This is a genomic window from Dokdonia genika, from assembly GCF_042652845.1.
GTDB lineage: Bacteria > Bacteroidota > Bacteroidia > Flavobacteriales > Flavobacteriaceae > Dokdonia > Dokdonia donghaensis.
On the sequence record NZ_JBHSHB010000008.1, the window covers coordinates 367,122 to 386,356 of the forward strand.

The window sequence follows — 19,235 nt, forward strand, 5'->3', positions numbered from 1 at the left end:
TTACTTATTTGTCTAAGACCACTTTGAATATAGCAGCATCACCGCCTTTTCCTTCCGTAGAAATATAAAGCGTTCCATCAGGGCTAAAAGTAATGCCTTCTGGCTGCGCAAAACTTTTCTTATCAAGTTCATAAACTTTTAAGATTGTGCCGTTTTTATCTAAAATAACCAATTTTGGGTTTATACCCTCTAGCACATAGTATTGACCCGTCTTCGGGTGTATCGCAACATCAGAAGGGCTAAAGGTTCTATATACTTTCTTTTTAAGATAACTCTTAAAAGCCACATCGTTCATATTAATCCTAATAGTGGGCTGCCTATTCATCTTTTTAGTATCTAACGGAATATGATATAGTCCTTTAAACGAGTCGTCTTCGAGATCTCTATCTTTTGGAGCAGTAATAAGATGTTGATTTTTTGCATCCAATACCAAGGTTTCCATATTGTTCTTTGCGGAGAAAGGTGTCTGAAGTTTTGATATTTTTTTATCGCTTTCGCGAAAGCGTAATATCTCGTATATCACTCCATCACTGCGCATCACATAAGCATCGTTATTATAGATGGCAATACCCTCATAATCCCCAGATCCTGCAAATGGAATTTGTTCAATGATCTTATCTGCTTTTAAATGATATATAAAAATGATCCCGTCTTCATCCTGAACACAAGCTATTTCATTTTCTGACAGCCAAGCAATACCACTCACTTCGCCAAGAATTTTTGGGAGACGCCACTTCTGGGTAATCTCGCAATCATATTTCTTATCTTTCTTGTCACTAGGAGTAAAAGTATGTTCTATAGAAAAGGCAAGTATGGCTCCCAGAGTTACTAAGGAGCATATAATTATAACAATGTATTTAATTGTTTTCACTGACATAAGTCTGTACGGTTTAAAATATTACTTCCTGCTCGGTATCTTGAGGCAGTCGTCTGAGAAGATCTTGAGATCAAAATATAATCAAAGTTCTTAAAGTTATGAACCTAATACGTATATAATTATTGCTTTAACTTATCTTTAATCTCTAAACTATTTATAGATTTAGTAATTGTGGTAGCTGTATAGCGATCTTAATTAACCTTCAACAATAAACAACCTTACTTATGAAGTATTTATACTCCCTTATTTTTGCCCTGTTATTCTTATCTTCTTGTGAAGAACCTCGTAAACTGAGTTCAACAAATGCCGATAATTGGTCAAAAAGAACTGTCAAAAGCGCTTTACCAGAATCGCTAGAAAAGGGTAGCACTTTTCTATCTATTTATTCTCAGATTTATATGCGAAGTGAAAAGGATGAAGCGGACCTTACCGCTACTGTGAGCCTGCATAACCCAAATCTTACGGAACGTATTTTCATAGATAAGGCTATTTATTATAATACGCACGGGGAGCCTATACGCACTTACTTTGATAAAACTATATATATCAACCCTATGGAAACGGTGCAGATTGTCATAGATGGCGTAGATAAAGCAGGGGGAACTGGAGCAAATTTTGTTTTCGATTGGCAAATTAATCAAAACGGTAATGAACCTATAATTGAAGCTGTGATGATAAGCACTTATGGAAATCAGAATATTTCTTTTGTGACAACAGGGAAGAAGATTAAGTAAAAGAACTAATAACTCATTGCTATTATCCTATATAAAAGTTAATAGTAGATAGAATGATTTGTATTGTAAGTTTAATTTTCAAAAAATAACTACATTTTGTTCTTTAAGTTTCTTAATAACTAACCTTGTATAACTCGTCACATTACTTCTAACTTTTGAGACATCTTGAACTTCTATTTCACCTCGCCATAGTAATTCCCGTTCCTGATTTGAGGTAAGAGAATATAGCGACGTTTCCGTAGAAATAAGTTGAAGACGCTCAGGCAATGTTACTACGTTATTAAACTGATTATTGTAGTAATAATCAATGAAAGATCGGCTTTTGCTTGCAAATCTTTTATAGGCATCTTTAACACTAAGGTGCTTTTCTCGTCCTACAATTTTTGTAATAAGTATTGCGTCAAATCCTTCTCTGACCAACTGTTCTTTTATGATTTTAAGTTCCTCTTTTTTCTTTGTATTTTTTGTAAAAGAGTTCTCAAAAAAAATCAATACTTCTTTCGGCCTCAATGCCTCTTTTTTTAAATGCACGCTTGATAGTACCCTCATAGAGATTGCGCAGGTCTGTATCTGCTACAACGCCAATAATAAGCGCTTTGTTTATCTTAATATTTATAGTATTAGGGTTTCTATACTGATGATTAAGCTTAGCGGAGCCACAGCTACTTGTTATAATAAGAAGGATGATTAAAAAAGGGAAAGATTTCATAAATTTATTTTAATTCATAAACGATATAATAGTTAATTGGCTCATTTTCAATATAAAAAAAATACAATAATGATTACCTCATTATCCGCGTAAGTCTAAAAAACTTTTTATAATCTTCTGGGGTCGTTTCGTAATTAAGCAGCGCCCCTTCTTTCATATACGGATAGATTTCATCATAGGTTTTTATATCAAATGCACCCACACGCTTACTTATGTAGCTTCTGTCCAATTCTTCAGGTCCATTAAGACCAGCGGCAGACACAAGCTCTAGAAAGCTAGTTATTGTAGCATCGTGGTATCTTCTTGCTCGCGGTGCTTTATCATCTACAACAAGCCCTTTTACAAGCGATTTGTTTTGTGTTGCTACACCTACGGGACACGTATTACTATTACATTGCAGAGCCTGTATACATCCTATAGAAAGCATCATAGCACGCGCGCTATTACATCCATCTGCTCCTAACGCGATGGCTCTTGCCATATGGAAACCAGTTATTATTTTGCCCGCTGCAATTACTTTAATGTTTTTACGCAATCCAAAGCCCACTAAAGTATCGTGCACAAACACAAGTCCTTCTCGCAATGGCATACCCATTGAGTTGGAAAATTCTACAGGAGCAGCTCCTGTACCACCTTCACCACCATCTACAGTGATGAAATCTGGTAAAATACCTGTGGCAAGCATCGCTTCGCAAAAATCCATAAACTCCTGTTTACGTCCCAAGCAGAGTTTAAATCCTACTGGTTTACCATCAGACAATTCACGTAAATTTTTTATAAAATGCATAAACTGTATAGGGTTAGAAAAAGCCGAGTGGGAGGGAGGCGAGTGTACGGCAACACCAGGTTGTACGTGTCTTATTCTTGCTATTTCTTCTGTGTTTTTAATGGCTGGCAAGATACCTCCGTGCCCTGGTTTTGCTCCTTGAGATAGCTTTATTTCTATCATTTTTACTTCTGGTTTCAAAGCATTTTCTCTAAACGTCACTTCATTGAAAGTTCCGTCGTCTTTTCTACGCCCAAAGTATCCCGTACCTATTTGCCATATCAAATCTCCGCCGTGCTTTAAGTGATAATCACTTATAGCACCTTCTCCCGTATTATGAGCAAAGTTGCCCATTTTTGCTCCTTTATTAAGAGCTTCGACAGCATTATTACTTAAAGACCCAAAACTCATAGCCGAAATATTAATGAGACTGGAAGAATACGGCTGTTTGCAGTCTTTACCACCTATTAATAAACGTGGAAATTCGCCTATCTCTTGAGGATTTTGCTTGGCATACATAGAGTGCTCTAGCCACTCATATCCTGAGTGATAGATATTTAGCTGAGTACCAAAAGGCTCTGTGTCATTTTCACCCTTTGCTCTTCGATACACTAAAGACCTTAGAATACGATTTATGGGTCTCCCTTCAGTATCTGTCTCTACAAAGTACTGCATAATCTCAGGACGTATAGATTCAAGTAGATATCTAAAGCGTCCTAGTACCGGAAAGTTACGGCGTATCGTATGTTTTTTTTGGGTGATATCTAGTAAACCCATAACGATAAGCGGACCAAATATAATAAAAAGCCATAGCGCTGGTTGCCAAAAATTAGCGGTGCCGATAGTGGCCAAGGTGATACATACAGCGATAATTATAAAATATTCTCTAACTTTCATAAGCCTATTATTTAACGAAAGTGATAATAAAATCTTTCGAAATTTTATTTGACAAAATTACCAAGAACTTAATGAAGTTCGTAACTTTATGAACTATTAAGAGCTTAATTTAAAGTTAAATAAAAATTAATGAATTCTCCAGTTTGGAATATCAAATTATACGGAGGTCGTGGGTCAATTCCTGTTTGTGAGCCTGGATTTCAAAAATACGGTGGTAATACCACGTGTATCTATGTGGATTTACTCATAAATGACCGTAGTAAGATGATCGTCATCTTTGATGCGGGAACGGGTATACGCCGACTTGCGGCCGATATTGAATCTGGTGAAATACCGCAGGCAGATTTTATACTTTTGGTTTTTACACACTTACATTGGGACCACATTCAGGGGTTTCCGTTTTTCTCTCCGGCATATAATCCTAATCAAAAAATAGGCATCGTTTACCCACAAAAAGATTTGCATATAGATGAGGTTAAAGATCTTTTTGCGCTACAGATGCAAACGCAATTTTTTCCTGTGCAATTAGAGAATATGGGTTGCGCACTTAATTTTTTGGATTATAAGGAGGCAGAGAAGTTACTTAGTGCAAACGGACTTGTAAACTTTAGCTATCGAGAGCACAAGCATCCAGGTGGAGCTTTTAGTTATCGTCTAGAAGCAGCTGGTAAATCTATCATTATTTGTACAGACCTTGAGCACGGTACATCGCTAGACCAGAAAGTGGTAGACTTTTGTAAAGGAGCAGATCTTTTAATACACGATGCACAGTACACAGATGAAGAAATCGCTTTGCACCGTGGATGGGGACATAGTAGTTTTAATCAAGCCATAGAAACAGCTGAGATTGCTAACGTTAAAAATCTCGTTTTAACCCATCACGATCCATCGCACAATGATGTGTTTCTTGAAAATATGGAAAAGCATTGCCAAGCTAGATTTCCTAATTGTGAACTTGCAAAAGAGGGTTTAGAATTTAAAATATAACAGCCATTAATGAATAGAAAGGAAATTGATTTAGTTAAAAATAAGCGCATTCAGCTAGAACCCTTAAGGCAAGCTGTTAAATACTGGTATTTACCCTCTATTGTAGGTTTTGTATTTCTCCTTGTAAATACATTTACCCTTTATAATAGAGAAGACCCACTCGCTATGCTAGTGTTATTTTTTGGCATTAGCTTTTTTTTATGTGGTATTTTAGAAATTACTTTTGCACTAATTAATAGAATTTTCATTTCTAATTGGGCATTACACTTAACTAATGGAGTAATTACTATAATTAGCGGATTGCTATTATTAATGAGCGATGATATTTCAACAACACTTTTAGTTTATGCGGTAGGTTTTATGATATTTATTCGGTCTTTTTTAGCGATAAGCTTTACTATGAACATTAAAAATCTGGGAAGTGCAAACTGGCCATTTATGTTGTTATTGAGCGTTGTAGGTCTATTTTCCTCTTCTTTCCTCCTATATAGTGTATCATCTAAATTTGAAGTTATCCTCAGTCTGATTCGGTTTAACCTATTTTTATCGGGTTTATTTTACATCTATTTTTCACTACAATTGAAGGACTTACATAAATTATCTAATGAACCTCCTATAGATTTTGACGAAGGTCTAAAAAATCTTGCAGATGAAATGTACGAAGATTTTGAGAAAAGAAAATAAGTTACGCCTAAACCGTCAAAAGATTAAATTTTCTTATACGCTTTCGCAAAAGCGCACTCCTACTATACTCACTTAAAGATATTAAATCTTCCAGCCAAATGAGGTCTGAAAAACGTAGTCATAATCCGTGTCGGTGAGCATTGCCTGATTATCATAATTAATCGTAAAGCCCAGTTTTACAAAAAAATCTAGTGGTAAGTCGTATTGTAGGTCTAAGACGGCATCCATACGAAGTCTTCCAGACTCAGTGATTCCAGGATAAGCGACTACACGAGTAAGTAAACTCAAATCCCCTATATCATAAAGGTTGAGGTCTGAGGCTATGAATCCTTCTAAACTATTTTGAGAAGTAGGGTCACCTTCTGTAAAGCGCTCATTATTATAAGATGTACCTGCCTGTACACCCCAATACATACTATTTGTGCGTTTAATATATTTTCCTATTCCTAATCTGGTAACGGTGCGTAGCGCAATATTTTGCTCGGTATTTGCTAGTATGTTTACTTCTGCAAGAGGATACCAATCCTTCCTAAGGAAATAGCGGTATGACAGGGCAGCATCTAGACGTTGCACGTCTTCCACTTCATCCCTCGTGGCCGAAATTCCGTTGAAGTTTCCATTTATCGTCCATTTTCGAGCCTTATAGCCTAAAGTACTTCGCAAGTTAAACTGGCTGAGATTATTTGATTTTGTAAAATTATAACCAAAGGCAAGTGATGCGGATAGCTTACTTAAAAAATTGGATTTCAGCGTTCGTAAAAAAACGATCTGTTCAAGTGGCAAGCTGGTAGTGATAGTATCACTATTAATAATGGACACTACTTGATTATTTTTACTGCGTAAAGAACCATTGTAAATCTCACCATCTGTAGACGATATGATATATTCTTTTATAGAAGAGATACGTTTTACCTTAGACCATTGTATTGTAAAGTCACTATCACTATAGTCTGTTTTTAATTTAAGTACACCTTTGTACATTTCTTTTATCGAGCCAATGACTACCTGACCGTTGCTGGCAACGATAGTATCATTTTGAGCAAATAGAATGTTGGGGAATACAAGTAATGAGAGTAGTAGAGAGAATGGCTTAAATTTCAAGTTTTGTAGTTTTAGTTCGCAAAAATACGAACTTTAATAATTTTACAAGATTTTATTAATTAAGTTCGCAGGTAAGCGAACTAATCTTACTTTTGTAAAAGTTAAGTAATACTATTAAAATTATGTCTCAAATAAAGGAACAGGCTCAACTCATAGAGCAAATAGGTATCGGTATAGAAGAACGTCTCAAACTCTCACCACTAGCTTCTAGAATCTATGCGCTACTTATTTTATCCTCAGTAGATGGGCTTACTTTTGAAGAGATAAGAGAAACCATTAAAGCTAGTAAAAGTTCCACCTCGGTTAATATTAATGTGCTCACTCAGCTTAACTACATTACCTTCTACACAAAACCTGGTGATAGAAAACGTTATTTTAAACTTGCCAAATACGCACAACTAACCTCCCTTGAAGCCGAGCTTCAAAAAATAGATCTGGAAATGTCTATGGTAAGTAATATAAACGGTTACAACCAGAAATATTATCCTGAGAAGTTTACAAATGAAGCTTCTGTAGGAAGTATTTTCCACACCTATTTACTTAAAAAGCAGGAACTTTTAGAAGATGTTATAAAAGAGATGCAACGCTTTCGCGAAAGCGAGAACTAAATTCTTTTAGGTATTTAATTATATAAAAAGGCGATCTTTTAAAGCCCGCCTATAACTATCAATTAAGGATGCCGATTATTAGTTCTGAAAAACGGTAACACCGTTTTTAACCAAAAGATAACTATCCCCTTTTCCTCTCAATTCATAATTCTCATTCTTGTACCAAATACCAGAGGCTGCTTTTTCCTGCTTTAAGTCAATTTGCTCACCACCATTAAGATGTGCTTTTACAGTACCTTCTGTATTATTAAAAGTTAGGTTCAGCGTATTTCCTTTTTGATCATTAGATACAACATTTACGATGTTGTCCTGGTGTATAAAGACTGTTTGACCATCCTTCTGTAATTCAAGATTGTTGCCTTTTCCCCTTAACTCGTAGGTGTCATTTTTATACCAGATGCCCGAGGCTGCTTTTTGTGCTTCTAGCTCAATAGTTACACCTTTAAAATTGAGCGTCGCTGTTCCCTTTATATTGTTATAAGTTATGTCTAGCTTGTTGCCTTCTTTATCTGTAGAAGTTATTGTTACTATGTCCTCGTTTTCGGTTTTTACGGTTTCTTGTGGTGCAGTATTGTCTCTGTCAGTCTTTTCTTGGCAGGAGTTCAAGGCTATAATTCCTAAAACTGCTACCGTTATAATTAGTCTTTTCATATATGTTTTTTTTGTCAAACTACCTTTAAAATGATTTATTGTTAAGGTCTTTCAAGATTTTATGTGGAGGTGAAGTTTTAAATTATTTGGGATCTACCGTGAGCGCATCAATATCCCAACCCGCTTTTTTGGCTCCAGCCTGGTAACTGCTTTCTAAAAAGTCGAGTATGTCCTGTTTTGGATCTGCGTTATTTCTAATGTCGTTGTACAATAACAACGCCATTGGGCTTCCGTTGGAATCCTGCCACTTTGCACTTTTGGGCTGTAATGGTTCTTTGTCTATACCCTCTGGAGAAGGGTAGGTGTAGGAGTAAAATGCAGGCTCTTTAATCGTGTCGTCACCGAACCAAAAGCCAAAACTAATTACTTCGTGAGAATACGCTTCTTTTTCAACTTGAGATACATCACCCATATCTGGTGCTTTTTTACCAGAGAAACGAGTGACCACAAGGTCTAGGTGATGCCAATAGATATGAACAGGGCAGGTCTTGCTATACGACCTACCACTAAAATCTTTAAAAACCATATCTACCTGAACCAGAATTTGCCACGCCTTATGTACCGCTTCTTTATCGTAAGAATGGTGCATCGTGCATTGATCAAAAGGAACACTATCTGATAAATCAAACGGCTTTGCTAGAATATCAAACTCGATGTGTAACTCCTCGAGCATTTTAGTCAGATTTTTATAAAAATCGGCTACGGAGAGCCCGTCTTTTAAGTCAAAAGAGCGATGATCGCCTTAATTTATGGTTTATAAAGTCAAAAGCTACCTCAAAGGTAAAGTCATTATTAGGAATAGGACCGGTAGAAACGCAATTACTCGTCACATATAATGTAATGTGCCACCAGTGATTATCTTTAGGCATTAATGATAATCGCAGCTTACCTACAATTTGTAAATAGCGGTGCAGGGTTTCTTTAGTATCTGTCCAATCCTCTAATGGAAATGTTGGGAATAGGTTTTTCGTTTTCATAAGTTTTATTTTTTTAGGACGTCTTGTATATCCTCGTTTTTCTTAAACATTGCGTTTGCAAAGGGGCACAGCGGTATAATCTTCACATCATTTTCCCGAGCCATTGCCACGATTTTGTACAATAACTGTTTCCCAACGCCCTGACCTTTAAACGTATCTTCTACCTCTGTATGATCTATGATGATGAGTTCTTTACTCGCTCTAGAATAGGTCATAGCACCCGCTTTCTTACCATCTTTACTTGCGATTGCAAAGCCTTTATTGTCTTTTTTTTTGAGTGTAATTTCCATCTGTTGTTGGTTTTAGGAATTAGATGACCCTGTTATTTGCGAGATGTTATAAAGCTACATACGCTTTCGCGAAAGCGTAAACTTAACCTCTTAAAGTATCTATAAATGTGCGCTACAATTTCTCGTACCCATCAAATTTTGGACTTACGATACGTTTCCATTCTGGATTTCTTTTAATGAATCCAAAAACATAAGGACAGTACGGATGAAGAATGATATTGTGGTCATCTAGGTAGTGTAATGTCTTCTCTACCACCGCAGCGGCAGCGCCTTTTCCAGCCAATTCTGGGTCGGTTTCTGTGTGAACGAGGGCAATATCTTTGTGCATTTCTTTATAATCTATAAAGGCAAACTGGCCATCTATCTCAATTTCAAAACGCCTTTTATCTTCGTTTCTGACTAATGGTACGTCTGTATATGCTGCATTCATAATGTATTATTTTTTTAATTGTTTCTGTTTTTAAATGCCTTCCAAGCACCAGTAGACCACAACGCCCAAATAATTAATACAGGCTGGAAAAATAATCTTATGAGTCTAGCGCGGTCAGAGTCTAGCCCAAAAGCATCTACTTCATTCATATATTGTGAGATATTCCCGGGAAATATGAGTACAAAAAAGATAGCTGTTGCCCAACCTACTAAAGCTTTCCATTTGTAGAGCATTAAAAGAGAAAGACCTAAAATTATTTCTACAATTCCAGATAGTACGACTACTAAGTCTGTAGAGAGCGGAACCCAGTTAGGGACTTGAGCTACAAACTCAAGTCGGTTAAATGTAAGGTGGCTTATACCTGCAAATAATAGATTTGCACCTAGTAAAAGTCTAAAAATGGTTTGTACCCATTTTGTATCTGTATTATAAGCCCATTTCAATTTTTCTGGTAATGACATCATAATAATTGTTTTATCTTAAAATTTACGAATAAGTAAGACACCAACCACAAGAAAGGCAACCCCGACGAGTCGTTGCCAGTTAATTTGCTTCACGGGAAGTCCCAATAAGCCAAAGTGGTCTAAAACAAGAGAAACCGTCATCTGACCCGCCACCACTAAAACAAATGTGAGCGCTGTCCCAAGTTTAGGCGCAAGCATAATTACAGCAGCGACATAAAAAGCTCCCAGTAGTCCAGCAATCCAAACCACAGGAGAGACGGTTTTTGTTAGTCCTAATGTAGAAAAGTCAAATTTTAGAACCAGCAAATACATAAATAACCCGATAGTTCCCACTAAAAATGAGGCAAATGCAGCAAAAATAGGTTGGTGCACAGACTTGCCTAATTGTACATTAAGCCCTACTTGCACAGGTAGTACTGCTCCTGCGAGTACTGCAATAATGATGAGTACAAACTGCGCTTTCATAGATTTCTTATTTTAATAAGGAAGAAAAGTGGAATCGGTCTCAATGTCACCAATTCCACTTTAAAATTATTGATAATAATTGTTATTGCTTAATAAATTGCACATCTACTACCAGTGTAATAGTATCGCTTACTACGATATTCCCAGCTTCGGTTACAGCGCTCCACGTAAGTCCAAAATCTTTACGGTTTAACTTTCCGGTGATTTCAAATCCAGCCTTAGTCTGGTCGTAAGGATCTACCGCTACGCCATTAAAATCTGTATCTAGCTTAATTTCTTTAGTAACATCTTTGATAGTCAAGTCTCCTACAATGGTGTTACCGTCAAAAGAGGTAGACTTAAACGTTAGCTCAGGGTATTCTGCAACGTTAAAGAAGTCGTCAGACTTTAAATGCGTGTCTCTATCCTTGTTTTTAGTATTTATAGAATCAACCTTTGCGCTAAAGCTAAACTGTGCATTTTTAAAATCATCATTCTCAGTCTCTACAGAAGCTGTAAAATCTTCAAAAGCTCCTTTTACGGTAGAAATCATCATATGCTTTACTTTAAAACCTATCTCAGAGTGAGATGCATCTACTTTCCAATTTGTTGTTGCCATAATAGTATTATTTTAATTATTAATTTGATTTTCTATTCATTACTCTTTAACAGGAACCTCCATCAGTAAGATTTCAGTACCACTATCTGCTTTAATATCAAGTGTTTCTACATCCCATATCCCGAAGCCATCGCGCTCATTAAGTGCCTGACCATTTATGGTCACATCTCCTTTTAAGATAAAGGCATATACACCATTGTATTTAGAATCGTTTAGCTCATATTTCACTTCTTTTCCTGCGTCCAGATTTGTCATAGTAAACCAAGTATTTTGGTGTATCCATACACCAGCATCATCTGCATTAGGTGATAGTACTTGCTGTAATTTGTTCTTGCGATCTGCGGTATCTAGCGTGATTTGATCGTAGCGAGGCTCCACATTTTGCTTGTTCGGAATTACCCAAATCTGTAAAAACTTTACAAGCTTATCTGGATTGTTGTTATACTCAGAGTGCATTACACCCGTACCAGCGCTCATCACTTGGATGTCTCCAGACTTGATAATGGTTTTATTTCCCATATTATCTTCGTGCTTGAGATCGCCTTCCAGTGGGATAGAGATAATTTCCATATCTCTGTGGGGATGTGTCCCAAAACCTCTGTTTTCTGAAACTGTATCGTCATTTAAAACTCTAAGTACCCCAAAGTTCATACGCTCTGGGTTGTGATAATTTGCAAAACTGAAGGTATGCTTAGAATGTAACCACCCGTGGTTTGCATCGCCTCTTGTATTTGCTTTGTGAAGTATAGTGTTCATCGTTTTCTTTTCTTTATTGGGTAAGTGTTTAAATCCTACATTATTATTTAGTAATGATTCGTTAGTTTTTTTTTATTCCGCTTTCATTATCTCGCTTTCGCGAAAGCGAGATAATGAAGTTTATGCCGGGCTTGACACGGTACGAAAGCAGAAACTCCAAACATCGTTGCCACATTACCTGCGACTGAAGTTTTTAAGAAGTCTTTACGATTCATATCCTTGTTATTATAGTGTTACAAAGATGCAACAGCCTAGAAGGCTGTGGAATATGAAAAAAAGAGAGAAACTTATGAAAATCCGATGTGGAGCGTTAATCAAATGTTAACTTCCCGTTTCTTAAAAGTTGTAGGAGACATTTGCGTACAATTCTTGAAGAATGCACTAAAGTTTGCTGGCTCGTTAAAACCAAATTCATACGCAATTTCCTTAGTAGTTACGTCAGTAAAGTAGAGCAATCTCTTTGCCTCGGTAATGATTCTGGCTTGTATATATTCTTTTGCTGTTTTCCCTATTTTTGATTTTATCGTGCGATTAAGATGATCTGGAGAAATGTGAAGCCTATTTGCATAATAGGTTGTAGAATGTTCTCTCCGATAATCGCTATTTACTATTTTTTTAAAGTCCCGTAAAACATTATTTACAGCAGAATCTTTATCGGTATCTACTGGGTTTAAAGAGCAAATATTATTGCACTCTATGAGTAGAAGTTTTAAGAAAGCACCAATAGATAACTGCTTCATAGACGACTCACTGTGAAATAGCTCGAGAATATTTTCGGCGTAACTAGCTATTTTTTGGTGCTGCTTTTCTTCAGGAAGCAATGGCGGACTGTGCCCATAATTTTGAAAGAGGTTTAAGCTATCTATAAAGGCTAAAGAAATAGAGTTCGCTACCAGAAATTGGTTGGAAAATGTCATCACATAGCCGAACGATTTTTCGGTTTCTATAACCTGATGTACTTGACCCGGTGCTACAAAATATACTTGATGGGCAGCGAGTGCATAGCTTTTAAAATCTATTTTGTGCTCGCCAGAGGCTTGTTTTATAATGAGTACCGTAAAATAATTATGCCTGTGAGGCTCATCTACCTTTCCGTTATGTTTATCATAAATGTCTTCCATACGGGAGATGGCAAAAGTTGCATCTTCTTTCTTGGTATTTACTCTTTGATAGGTTTTAACAGGTTTCATAGTTTCATATAGGTATATTAATTTAATGAATTGATTACAGACTCTTCTCAATTCTCCTGTCCGGCACAAGCCACATAATGGCAACAACGCTATATAAAACAATAGCAATCCAAGTATTCACGAAAGTAAACCCAATACCTAAAAAATAACACACAATAGAAATTTTTCCTTTTCTATCTGAGCCCACCACTTTGCGAAGTGGGAATTCCGTATCGTGTGATTTAATGATGACAGTTTGCAGTATAAAATATGCTATGGCGCACAAGAGTAATACTACACCATATGCTACTACGGGTAACGTTTGGTCATAATTTTCACCTATCCAGGCGGTAGTAAATGGTATGAGAGACAGCCAAAAAAGCAAATGCAAATTTGCCCACAGTACCTTACCGTTAACCCTTTGTGTAATCTGGAATAAATGATGATGGTTATTCCAGTAAATTCCTAAATATATAAAGCTAAACACATAACTTATAAATACAGGAGCTCTTTCTAGAAGCGCACCTACTGTAGCCTCCTCGGGAGCTGAAAGTTCTAAAACCATTATGGTAATGATAATGGCAAGAACGCCATCACTAAAAGCTTCTAGTCTGCTTGTTTTCATATAATTAACTGCTTTTATTTTTAGATTTTCTATCCTCAATATAATCTAAACTTGTAAAGCTCTGATTATATTTCAAGGTTTTGTACTGATAAATTTGATTTTATAAATCTTCTTCGGTATCTGCTATTCGTTTACGTTTTTCTTCATCTTCTTCAAACTGAATATTCCTTGCCGAAGACAGTGCGCTGGCAATTAAACCTGTTGGAATCGTAATAATTCCCAACCCTAATAACAAGATGACAAATGTAAATGCGCGTCCGCCCATAGTTATGGGATAAACATCTCCATAACCTACGGTGGTCAGTGTAATTATCGCCCACCATAAACTATGAAAGATAGATGCAAAGGCTTCTGGCTGTGCCTCGTTCTCAAAATAATAAATACCAGCGGCAGATAGAAATAGGAATACGCCCGTAAGAATGAAAAATAGACCTAACTCAGGTCTTATCATTTTAAGAGCCATCGCAAATCGTTCTAGCGCAGCACTGTATTTGGAAATTTTTAAAGCACTAATGATTCTAAATATACGAAGTGCCCTTATGGCTCTAAGGTCAAATTGTTTGGCAAACAAGAAAGGAAGAATAGCCAATAAATCTATAATTCCAAAAAAACTAAATATGTATTTGAACTTATGTTTGGTAATGTAAATCCGCCCAAAATATTCTATTGTAAATACAACATAACAAATATTGTTTGCAATATCGAGGTAAGAATTCCATTCTGGTGAAAGGTTAGGAAGTGTACCTAAACAATACACAAGAATGGAGACAAAAATTAATACTTGAATTGTTATATCAAAAAGCCGGCCTTGTCGCGTGTCATTATCTTCTATGATGATTCGGATACGTTCCTTGGTCGTGAGATTTAGTTCCCGAGCTGCCTTCGATGTTTTATGTATAAATCCTTTTCTTTTAGACATTTTTCACGATAAGAGGATTGTTATTTCAAGCTACAAAGTAAGAGATAAAGTAGCTCTTTGAGAAGAAACATTATGAATTACTTAAAATAAATTTCGAAAATAACAGCAAGATCATAATCTCAGTACAATACTCACTTAGTTTAATAATGAATCTCTTTTGTGCTTTCGCGAAAGCGCAATCAAAACCAACACCTGATTTTAACACACTCATAACTAATGATTAAAAATACATTACCTTATTTTAGTTCATAAAGTTACGAACTAAAATTATCTTTGTAATAGAAATCGAAACAAGCGCAATTATAAAGTATTTAAAATTATCAATTGTAGCATTATTTGCTACAGCAATAAGTTACGGACAGGATTTAAAAAAAACAGAGGTTCCTTCAAACTTTACAGCAGGGTTACTTGAAGTATATCCTAATGCGACTGACATTGAATGGGAGCGTAGCGGCACCGATTATAAAGTTGAATTTGAAGTTAATGGACTTGAACGCGAAATCTGGTTCAACAAAGAAGGAGATACCGTACGAACAGAATTAGAAATTGTTAGAACAGAATTACCAACTGAACTCGCTCAGTTTATAAAAAGAGATTATCCTGATTATTCGATAGATGAAGTCAAATCGACATTTAGAGATGGGGTGACAACTTATGAGGTAGAGCTTGAGAAAGGCTGGTTTGATGAAGTAGTAATACGCTACAGTGCAGCTGGCAAAGTACTGAGCATCTCAAAAGATTAATTAGTTTTTTTTAGTTCGACTAGTTGATTGATGAAAAGGGCTGCTTAGGCAGTCCTTTTTAATTACCTACTTTAAGGAAGTATTCTTAGGATGCAGAGATGATACAATGATTAATTAATTGCACGAGTTCAATTTTAAAACAAGTACAAATAAAATATAAAAATGACAAAACACATAATCACACTCGCAGTAATAGCACTAACAATGTTAAGTTGTAATAGCACTATGAACACCACAAGTGAAATAGATAAAAATAATATGGATGCAATGGAGGCGATGAATCAATCCACCTGGCAACTTATTAGACTGGATGGTAAAACCATTGACCAAAGTCAAATGGATAGAAAAATCCGATTCCAATTAAATCCTATCGATAAGACCATTTCAGGGTTTTCTGGATGCAACACGTTTAATGGCAGCTATACATCTGAAGAAGGAAATAGGATATCTTTTACCCAGCTAGCGAGTACTAAAATGGCTTGCCGTGATAACGCAGTAAATGAAAACAATGTTCTCAAAGTCTTTAATCTTGCAGATAATTTAACTATTCAAGGTGATAATCTTATGATAAAAAAAGGAAGACGTGCACCACTTGCCATTTTCAAAAAAGTCACAATAGAAAATCAGATTACAGAGAAGTACTGGAAGCTTAAAACATTAGAAGGTGAAAATGTAACAATGGCAGACAATCAAGAGCGCGAGATTTATTTTATGTTGAAAAATGATGGGCGAGTTACAGGGTTTGCTGGCTGTAATACTATTAATGGTGCTTATTCGCTCCAAGATGGAAATAGAATCCGCTTTACAAATATGGCGACCACTTTAAAAGCCTGTCCTGATGTAGACGTAAATGAGTCAGAATTTTTGAATGTCTTTAATACTGCAGATAATTATACCATAGTAGATGATGTACTTAGCCTTAATGTAGGAAGGAGAGCGCCACTCGCGGTTTTTGAGGCAGTATACTTTAAGTAATATAATTTATAAATTTTTAAGATTAGTATTATGAAAAATCTAGAAAATAAAGTAATCATCATAACAGGCGGAGCCGCTGGAATAGGTGGTGCAATGACCACAGAACTTACAGAAAGAGGCGCTCGCGTAGTTGCGGTAGACCTAAATGAGGAAGCTGGAAAGGAAAAATAAGCGGCTCATCCTGAGCACATTGCATTTTTGAAAGGCGATATTTCTAAGGAATCTGTGGCTAAAGAAGCTGTTGCATTGGCTATTTCAAAATTTGGCAAGCTTACGAGTTTAGTAAATAATGCCCACGCCTCCCGCCAAAAGCCATTACTAGAACTTACAGATGAGGATTGGGATTTATCTATGAATACGGGATTAAAAGGTACCTTAAACTTTATGAAAGCAGCATATCCTGAGCTTAAGAAAACAAAAGGGTCTATTGTAAACTTTGGCTCTGGCGCAGGGTTGTTAGGTCAAAAAAATCAAGGTAGCTATGCCGCTGCAAAAGAAGCTATAAGAGGACTATCTCGCGTTGCAGCAAATGAGTGGGCAGAAGACGGCATTAGAGTAAACATTGTGTGTCCGTTAGCTTTTACGGAAGGTGTTAAGCAATGGAAAGAGAACTTCCCAGAGCAATATGAGGAGATTATTAGTAAAAACCCATTGGGTCGTTTTGGAGACCCAAAAAAGGATGTTGCACCCATTGTGGCCTTTTTATTAAGTGAAGATAGTCAGTATATGACGGGACAGACGCTTATGGCAGATGGTGGAGATATTAAATTAAGATAAACAGAAAACAATGAAATAAAACAAAGCAACCAGCTGTAATAATGTTGGCTGCTTTTTAATGGTATTACAAATGAAACAATTACTCAGAAATAAATGGTTTTTACTATTCATACTAGCTATTACTTGGGGAAGCTCGTTTATATTAATTAAAAAATCACTCGTTGCTTTCTCGCCTTATGAGATAGGTGCCATACGTGTTGTGGGGTCTGGATTGATGCTAGCAGTCGTGGGAATTCCAGCATTGCTCAAGATGTCTAAGAAAACTTTGCTGTGGGTAACTATTGCTGGATTCTTTGGTAACTTTTTACCTATGTTTTTGTTTCCTATTGCACAGACCCAAGTGAGCAGTTCTTTAGCAGGAATTCTGGATGCGCTCGTGCCTATGTTTGTTTTAGGATTTGGATTTTTATTGTTTGGTATAAAGAGCCGGTTGTCTCAGGTGATAGGTGCTATTATCGGATTCTTGGGCGCAGCGAGTTTGATTTATTTTTCTGAGGGTAATACAGAGACTTCACAGTTTTGGTATGCGATGCTCATCGTTTTGGCGGGTGCAGCTTATGGAGTGAATGCTGTAGTAATAAAGGAAAAAATACCTAATGTAAATGCGTTGCAACTTACCGCTGCGGTGTACACAATATGGGCAATACCATCTATGGTGATATTATATGCCACAGGATTTGTACAAAATTTTGAGACCACACCTGCAACGATGGAGGCGATAAAATACCTCGCTTTCTTAACAACCATAGGCACATCGATCGCGATGTTGTTATACTATTATCTCATTCAGAAAACTACGGCGGTGTTTGCCAGTACGGTAAGTTATTTATTGCCGCTGGTGGCTATTGTCTGGGGTATTTTTGATGGAGAAGAATTTACAGTTTGGTTTGCTGTGGGCGGTGCCTTGATTTTATTGGGTATTTATTTGTCCCGAGAGCAAACTCAAAGGCCATCATTAAACAAAGACTATTTTAATTTTGGGGCTAGTTGTGAGGTTACGCTTTCGCGAAAGCGGAAACACTTTCAATAAACAATTTACAAGCTTTTTAAATCCCTATTGCCTAATTTTAGGGAAGCACTAAAATATTTATCACAATGTCAAATACACAATTAATTATAGAGGAACGCGCCGCAGATATTGGAAATTTTATGGTAGGGCGATTATTACCTTTTAGACAAAAAAGAGCCGTTGGTCCCTTTGTATTTATAGATCATATGGGACCGGCAGCAATGGCTAAGGGTGAAAATCTGGATGTTGGACCGCACCCACATATTGGTTTGTCCACACTTACCTACTTATTTGAAGGTTCTATACAACATAAGGATAGTTTAGGGTCAGACTTAGAGATTAAACCTGGCGCTGTAAACTGGATGACCGCGGGTAAAGGTGTGGTACATTCCGAACGAACGCCAGAGTATCTGCGTAGTACTGACAAGTCATTGCACGGACTACAAATTTGGGTAGCGTTACCGCAGCATTTAGAACAATCAGAACCTTCGTTTGCACATACGGAAGCTGGAGATATCCCACATTGGGAAGATCAGGGAGCGCAGTTTAAGCTCATTGCAGGTGAGGCTTTTAATAAAAAATCTCCTGTGCCTGTGCATAGTCAGCTCTATTTTATAGAGATTAAAGCTAAGGAGAAACAACAAATCAATATAGGAGAGCATCTCTACGGAGAGAGTGCACTCTACATTCTAGAAGGAAGCATTAATGCAGATGGTCATAATTACGGTAATAAGCAGATTCTCATTGCAAAGGACAGTACGCTTTGCGCTTTTGAGATGGAAGCACAGACGACGGTCTATATTTTCGGCGGTGAGCCCTTTGACGAGGAACGATATATTCATTGGAACTTTGTGAATTCTAGTAAAGAGGTCATAGAAGAAGCAAAGACCAACTGGAAAAATCAAAATCACGATGCCTTCCCAAAAGTGGTGGGCGATGAAGATGATTATGTGCCGTTGCTCGAGCCGCCTAGTTTTAAGAATAAGTAAATGACTTATTCTTTAGGTAATAATTAAAATAATAC

The 19,235-nt window shown here is 36.7% G+C and carries 24 protein-coding genes and 2 pseudogenes; 9 read left to right on the forward strand and 17 right to left on the reverse strand.

The features are described from left to right. Nucleotides 1–4 precede the first annotated feature (4 nt). Nucleotides 5–877 carry an SdiA-regulated domain-containing protein gene (locus tag ACFO5T_RS05585; RefSeq protein ID WP_380032678.1) on the reverse strand — a complete coding sequence of 291 codons (873 nt, stop codon included), beginning with the start codon at nucleotides 875–877 and terminating at the stop codon, nucleotides 5–7. A gap of 224 nt (nucleotides 878–1,101) precedes the next feature. On the opposite strand from ACFO5T_RS05585, the gene ACFO5T_RS05590 reads away from it, so the two are divergent. Further along, nucleotides 1,102–1,611, forward strand: a complete 510-nt coding sequence (locus ACFO5T_RS05590) for a DUF3124 domain-containing protein (protein WP_380032680.1) — start codon at nucleotides 1,102–1,104, stop codon at nucleotides 1,609–1,611. 78 nt (nucleotides 1,612–1,689) lie between these two features. Here the strand turns inward: ACFO5T_RS05590 and ACFO5T_RS05595 are convergent, their stop codons facing one another. From ACFO5T_RS05595 to ACFO5T_RS05605, 3 genes are all read right to left on the reverse strand, one after another. Next, the gene (locus ACFO5T_RS05595; RefSeq protein ID WP_380032682.1) at nucleotides 1,690–2,121 is read right to left on the reverse strand and encodes a hypothetical protein; all 432 of its coding nucleotides are present in this window, start codon (nucleotides 2,119–2,121) and stop codon (nucleotides 1,690–1,692) included. Continuing rightward, the gene (locus tag ACFO5T_RS05600; protein ID WP_380032684.1) at nucleotides 2,090–2,320 is read right to left on the reverse strand and encodes a hypothetical protein; all 231 of its coding nucleotides are present in this window, start codon (nucleotides 2,318–2,320) and stop codon (nucleotides 2,090–2,092) included. Before ACFO5T_RS05600 ends, ACFO5T_RS05595 begins: the two co-directional genes overlap by 32 nt. A 73-nt stretch (nucleotides 2,321–2,393) precedes the next feature. Continuing rightward, complete coding sequence (locus ACFO5T_RS05605) at nucleotides 2,394–3,863, reverse strand: FMN-binding glutamate synthase family protein (RefSeq protein ID WP_380032686.1); 1,470 nt, start codon at nucleotides 3,861–3,863, stop codon at nucleotides 2,394–2,396. Nucleotides 3,864–4,112: 249 nt separating this feature from the next. On the opposite strand from ACFO5T_RS05605, the gene ACFO5T_RS05610 reads away from it, so the two are divergent. Both ACFO5T_RS05610 and ACFO5T_RS05615 read left to right on the forward strand, forming a co-directional pair. After that, a complete protein-coding gene (locus tag ACFO5T_RS05610; protein WP_380032688.1) occupies nucleotides 4,113–4,970 on the forward strand; it encodes an MBL fold metallo-hydrolase in 858 nt (285 codons plus the stop codon). A 9-nt stretch (nucleotides 4,971–4,979) separates the two neighbouring features. Then, entirely contained in the window at nucleotides 4,980–5,654 is a 675-nt protein-coding gene (locus tag ACFO5T_RS05615) for an HdeD family acid-resistance protein (protein ID WP_380032690.1), read from the forward strand. A gap of 81 nt (nucleotides 5,655–5,735) precedes the next feature. On the opposite strand, the gene ACFO5T_RS05620 is transcribed toward ACFO5T_RS05615, so the two are convergent. Further along, nucleotides 5,736–6,755 (reverse strand): DUF481 domain-containing protein, encoded by a 1,020-nt coding sequence (locus ACFO5T_RS05620; RefSeq protein ID WP_380032692.1) that lies wholly within the window; start codon nucleotides 6,753–6,755, stop codon nucleotides 5,736–5,738. 122 nt (nucleotides 6,756–6,877) lie between these two features. Between ACFO5T_RS05620 and ACFO5T_RS05625 the strand changes: the two genes are divergently transcribed. Beyond that, entirely contained in the window at nucleotides 6,878–7,363 is a 486-nt protein-coding gene (locus tag ACFO5T_RS05625; RefSeq protein WP_380032694.1) for a GbsR/MarR family transcriptional regulator, read from the forward strand. 78 nt (nucleotides 7,364–7,441) lie between these two features. On the opposite strand, the gene ACFO5T_RS05630 is transcribed toward ACFO5T_RS05625, so the two are convergent. From ACFO5T_RS05630 to ACFO5T_RS05685, 12 genes and pseudogenes are all read right to left on the reverse strand, one after another. Next, complete coding sequence (locus ACFO5T_RS05630; RefSeq protein WP_380032696.1) at nucleotides 7,442–8,014, reverse strand: MliC family protein; 573 nt, start codon at nucleotides 8,012–8,014, stop codon at nucleotides 7,442–7,444. 82 nt (nucleotides 8,015–8,096) lie between these two features. Further along, a pseudogene (locus ACFO5T_RS05635) lies at nucleotides 8,097–8,991 on the reverse strand (DUF5996 family protein). A 5-nt stretch (nucleotides 8,992–8,996) separates the two neighbouring features. Then, nucleotides 8,997–9,281, reverse strand: a complete 285-nt coding sequence (locus tag ACFO5T_RS05640; protein WP_380032698.1) for a GNAT family N-acetyltransferase — start codon at nucleotides 9,279–9,281, stop codon at nucleotides 8,997–8,999. A gap of 112 nt (nucleotides 9,282–9,393) precedes the next feature. After that, complete coding sequence (locus ACFO5T_RS05645; protein WP_380032701.1) at nucleotides 9,394–9,711, reverse strand: GNAT family N-acetyltransferase; 318 nt, start codon at nucleotides 9,709–9,711, stop codon at nucleotides 9,394–9,396. Nucleotides 9,712–9,725: 14 nt separating this feature from the next. After that, the gene (locus ACFO5T_RS05650; protein ID WP_380032706.1) at nucleotides 9,726–10,175 is read right to left on the reverse strand and encodes a DoxX family protein; all 450 of its coding nucleotides are present in this window, start codon (nucleotides 10,173–10,175) and stop codon (nucleotides 9,726–9,728) included. Nucleotides 10,176–10,190: 15 nt separating this feature from the next. Continuing rightward, nucleotides 10,191–10,640, reverse strand: a complete 450-nt coding sequence (locus tag ACFO5T_RS05655; RefSeq protein WP_380032708.1) for a DMT family transporter — start codon at nucleotides 10,638–10,640, stop codon at nucleotides 10,191–10,193. Nucleotides 10,641–10,722: 82 nt separating this feature from the next. Further along, nucleotides 10,723–11,238, reverse strand: a complete 516-nt coding sequence (locus ACFO5T_RS05660) for a YceI family protein (RefSeq protein ID WP_380032710.1) — start codon at nucleotides 11,236–11,238, stop codon at nucleotides 10,723–10,725. Nucleotides 11,239–11,277: 39 nt separating this feature from the next. Further along, nucleotides 11,278–11,994 carry a pirin family protein gene (locus ACFO5T_RS05665; RefSeq protein ID WP_380032712.1) on the reverse strand — a complete coding sequence of 239 codons (717 nt, stop codon included), beginning with the start codon at nucleotides 11,992–11,994 and terminating at the stop codon, nucleotides 11,278–11,280. 86 nt (nucleotides 11,995–12,080) lie between these two features. After that, nucleotides 12,081–12,209: a hypothetical protein gene (locus ACFO5T_RS05670; protein WP_380032714.1), complete on the reverse strand. Its 129-nt coding sequence runs from the start codon at nucleotides 12,207–12,209 to the stop codon at nucleotides 12,081–12,083. Between the two features lie 99 nt (nucleotides 12,210–12,308). After that, nucleotides 12,309–13,184 carry a helix-turn-helix domain-containing protein gene (locus tag ACFO5T_RS05675; RefSeq protein ID WP_380032716.1) on the reverse strand — a complete coding sequence of 292 codons (876 nt, stop codon included), beginning with the start codon at nucleotides 13,182–13,184 and terminating at the stop codon, nucleotides 12,309–12,311. A 34-nt stretch (nucleotides 13,185–13,218) separates the two neighbouring features. After that, complete coding sequence (locus tag ACFO5T_RS05680; RefSeq protein WP_380032718.1) at nucleotides 13,219–13,788, reverse strand: TMEM175 family protein; 570 nt, start codon at nucleotides 13,786–13,788, stop codon at nucleotides 13,219–13,221. Nucleotides 13,789–13,888: 100 nt separating this feature from the next. Further along, nucleotides 13,889–14,707 (reverse strand): ion transporter, encoded by an 819-nt coding sequence (locus ACFO5T_RS05685; RefSeq protein ID WP_380032720.1) that lies wholly within the window; start codon nucleotides 14,705–14,707, stop codon nucleotides 13,889–13,891. A 434-nt stretch (nucleotides 14,708–15,141) separates the two neighbouring features. Between ACFO5T_RS05685 and ACFO5T_RS05690 the strand changes: the two genes are divergently transcribed. The 5 genes and pseudogenes from ACFO5T_RS05690 to ACFO5T_RS05710 all read left to right on the forward strand — a co-directional run bounded on the left by ACFO5T_RS05690 (nucleotide 15,142) and on the right by ACFO5T_RS05710 (nucleotide 19,200). Further along, nucleotides 15,142–15,450: a PepSY-like domain-containing protein gene (locus tag ACFO5T_RS05690; protein WP_380032980.1), complete on the forward strand. Its 309-nt coding sequence runs from the start codon at nucleotides 15,142–15,144 to the stop codon at nucleotides 15,448–15,450. A gap of 162 nt (nucleotides 15,451–15,612) precedes the next feature. Next, the gene (locus tag ACFO5T_RS05695; RefSeq protein ID WP_380032722.1) at nucleotides 15,613–16,425 is read left to right on the forward strand and encodes an META domain-containing protein; all 813 of its coding nucleotides are present in this window, start codon (nucleotides 15,613–15,615) and stop codon (nucleotides 16,423–16,425) included. Between the two features lie 30 nt (nucleotides 16,426–16,455). Further along, nucleotides 16,456–17,202, forward strand: a pseudogene (locus ACFO5T_RS05700) (SDR family NAD(P)-dependent oxidoreductase). A 70-nt stretch (nucleotides 17,203–17,272) separates the two neighbouring features. Next, nucleotides 17,273–18,232 carry a DMT family transporter gene (locus ACFO5T_RS05705; protein ID WP_380032724.1) on the forward strand — a complete coding sequence of 320 codons (960 nt, stop codon included), beginning with the start codon at nucleotides 17,273–17,275 and terminating at the stop codon, nucleotides 18,230–18,232. 65 nt (nucleotides 18,233–18,297) lie between these two features. After that, a complete protein-coding gene (locus tag ACFO5T_RS05710) occupies nucleotides 18,298–19,200 on the forward strand; it encodes a pirin family protein (protein ID WP_380032726.1) in 903 nt (300 codons plus the stop codon). The last annotated feature ends 35 nt before the right edge of the window (nucleotides 19,201–19,235 follow it).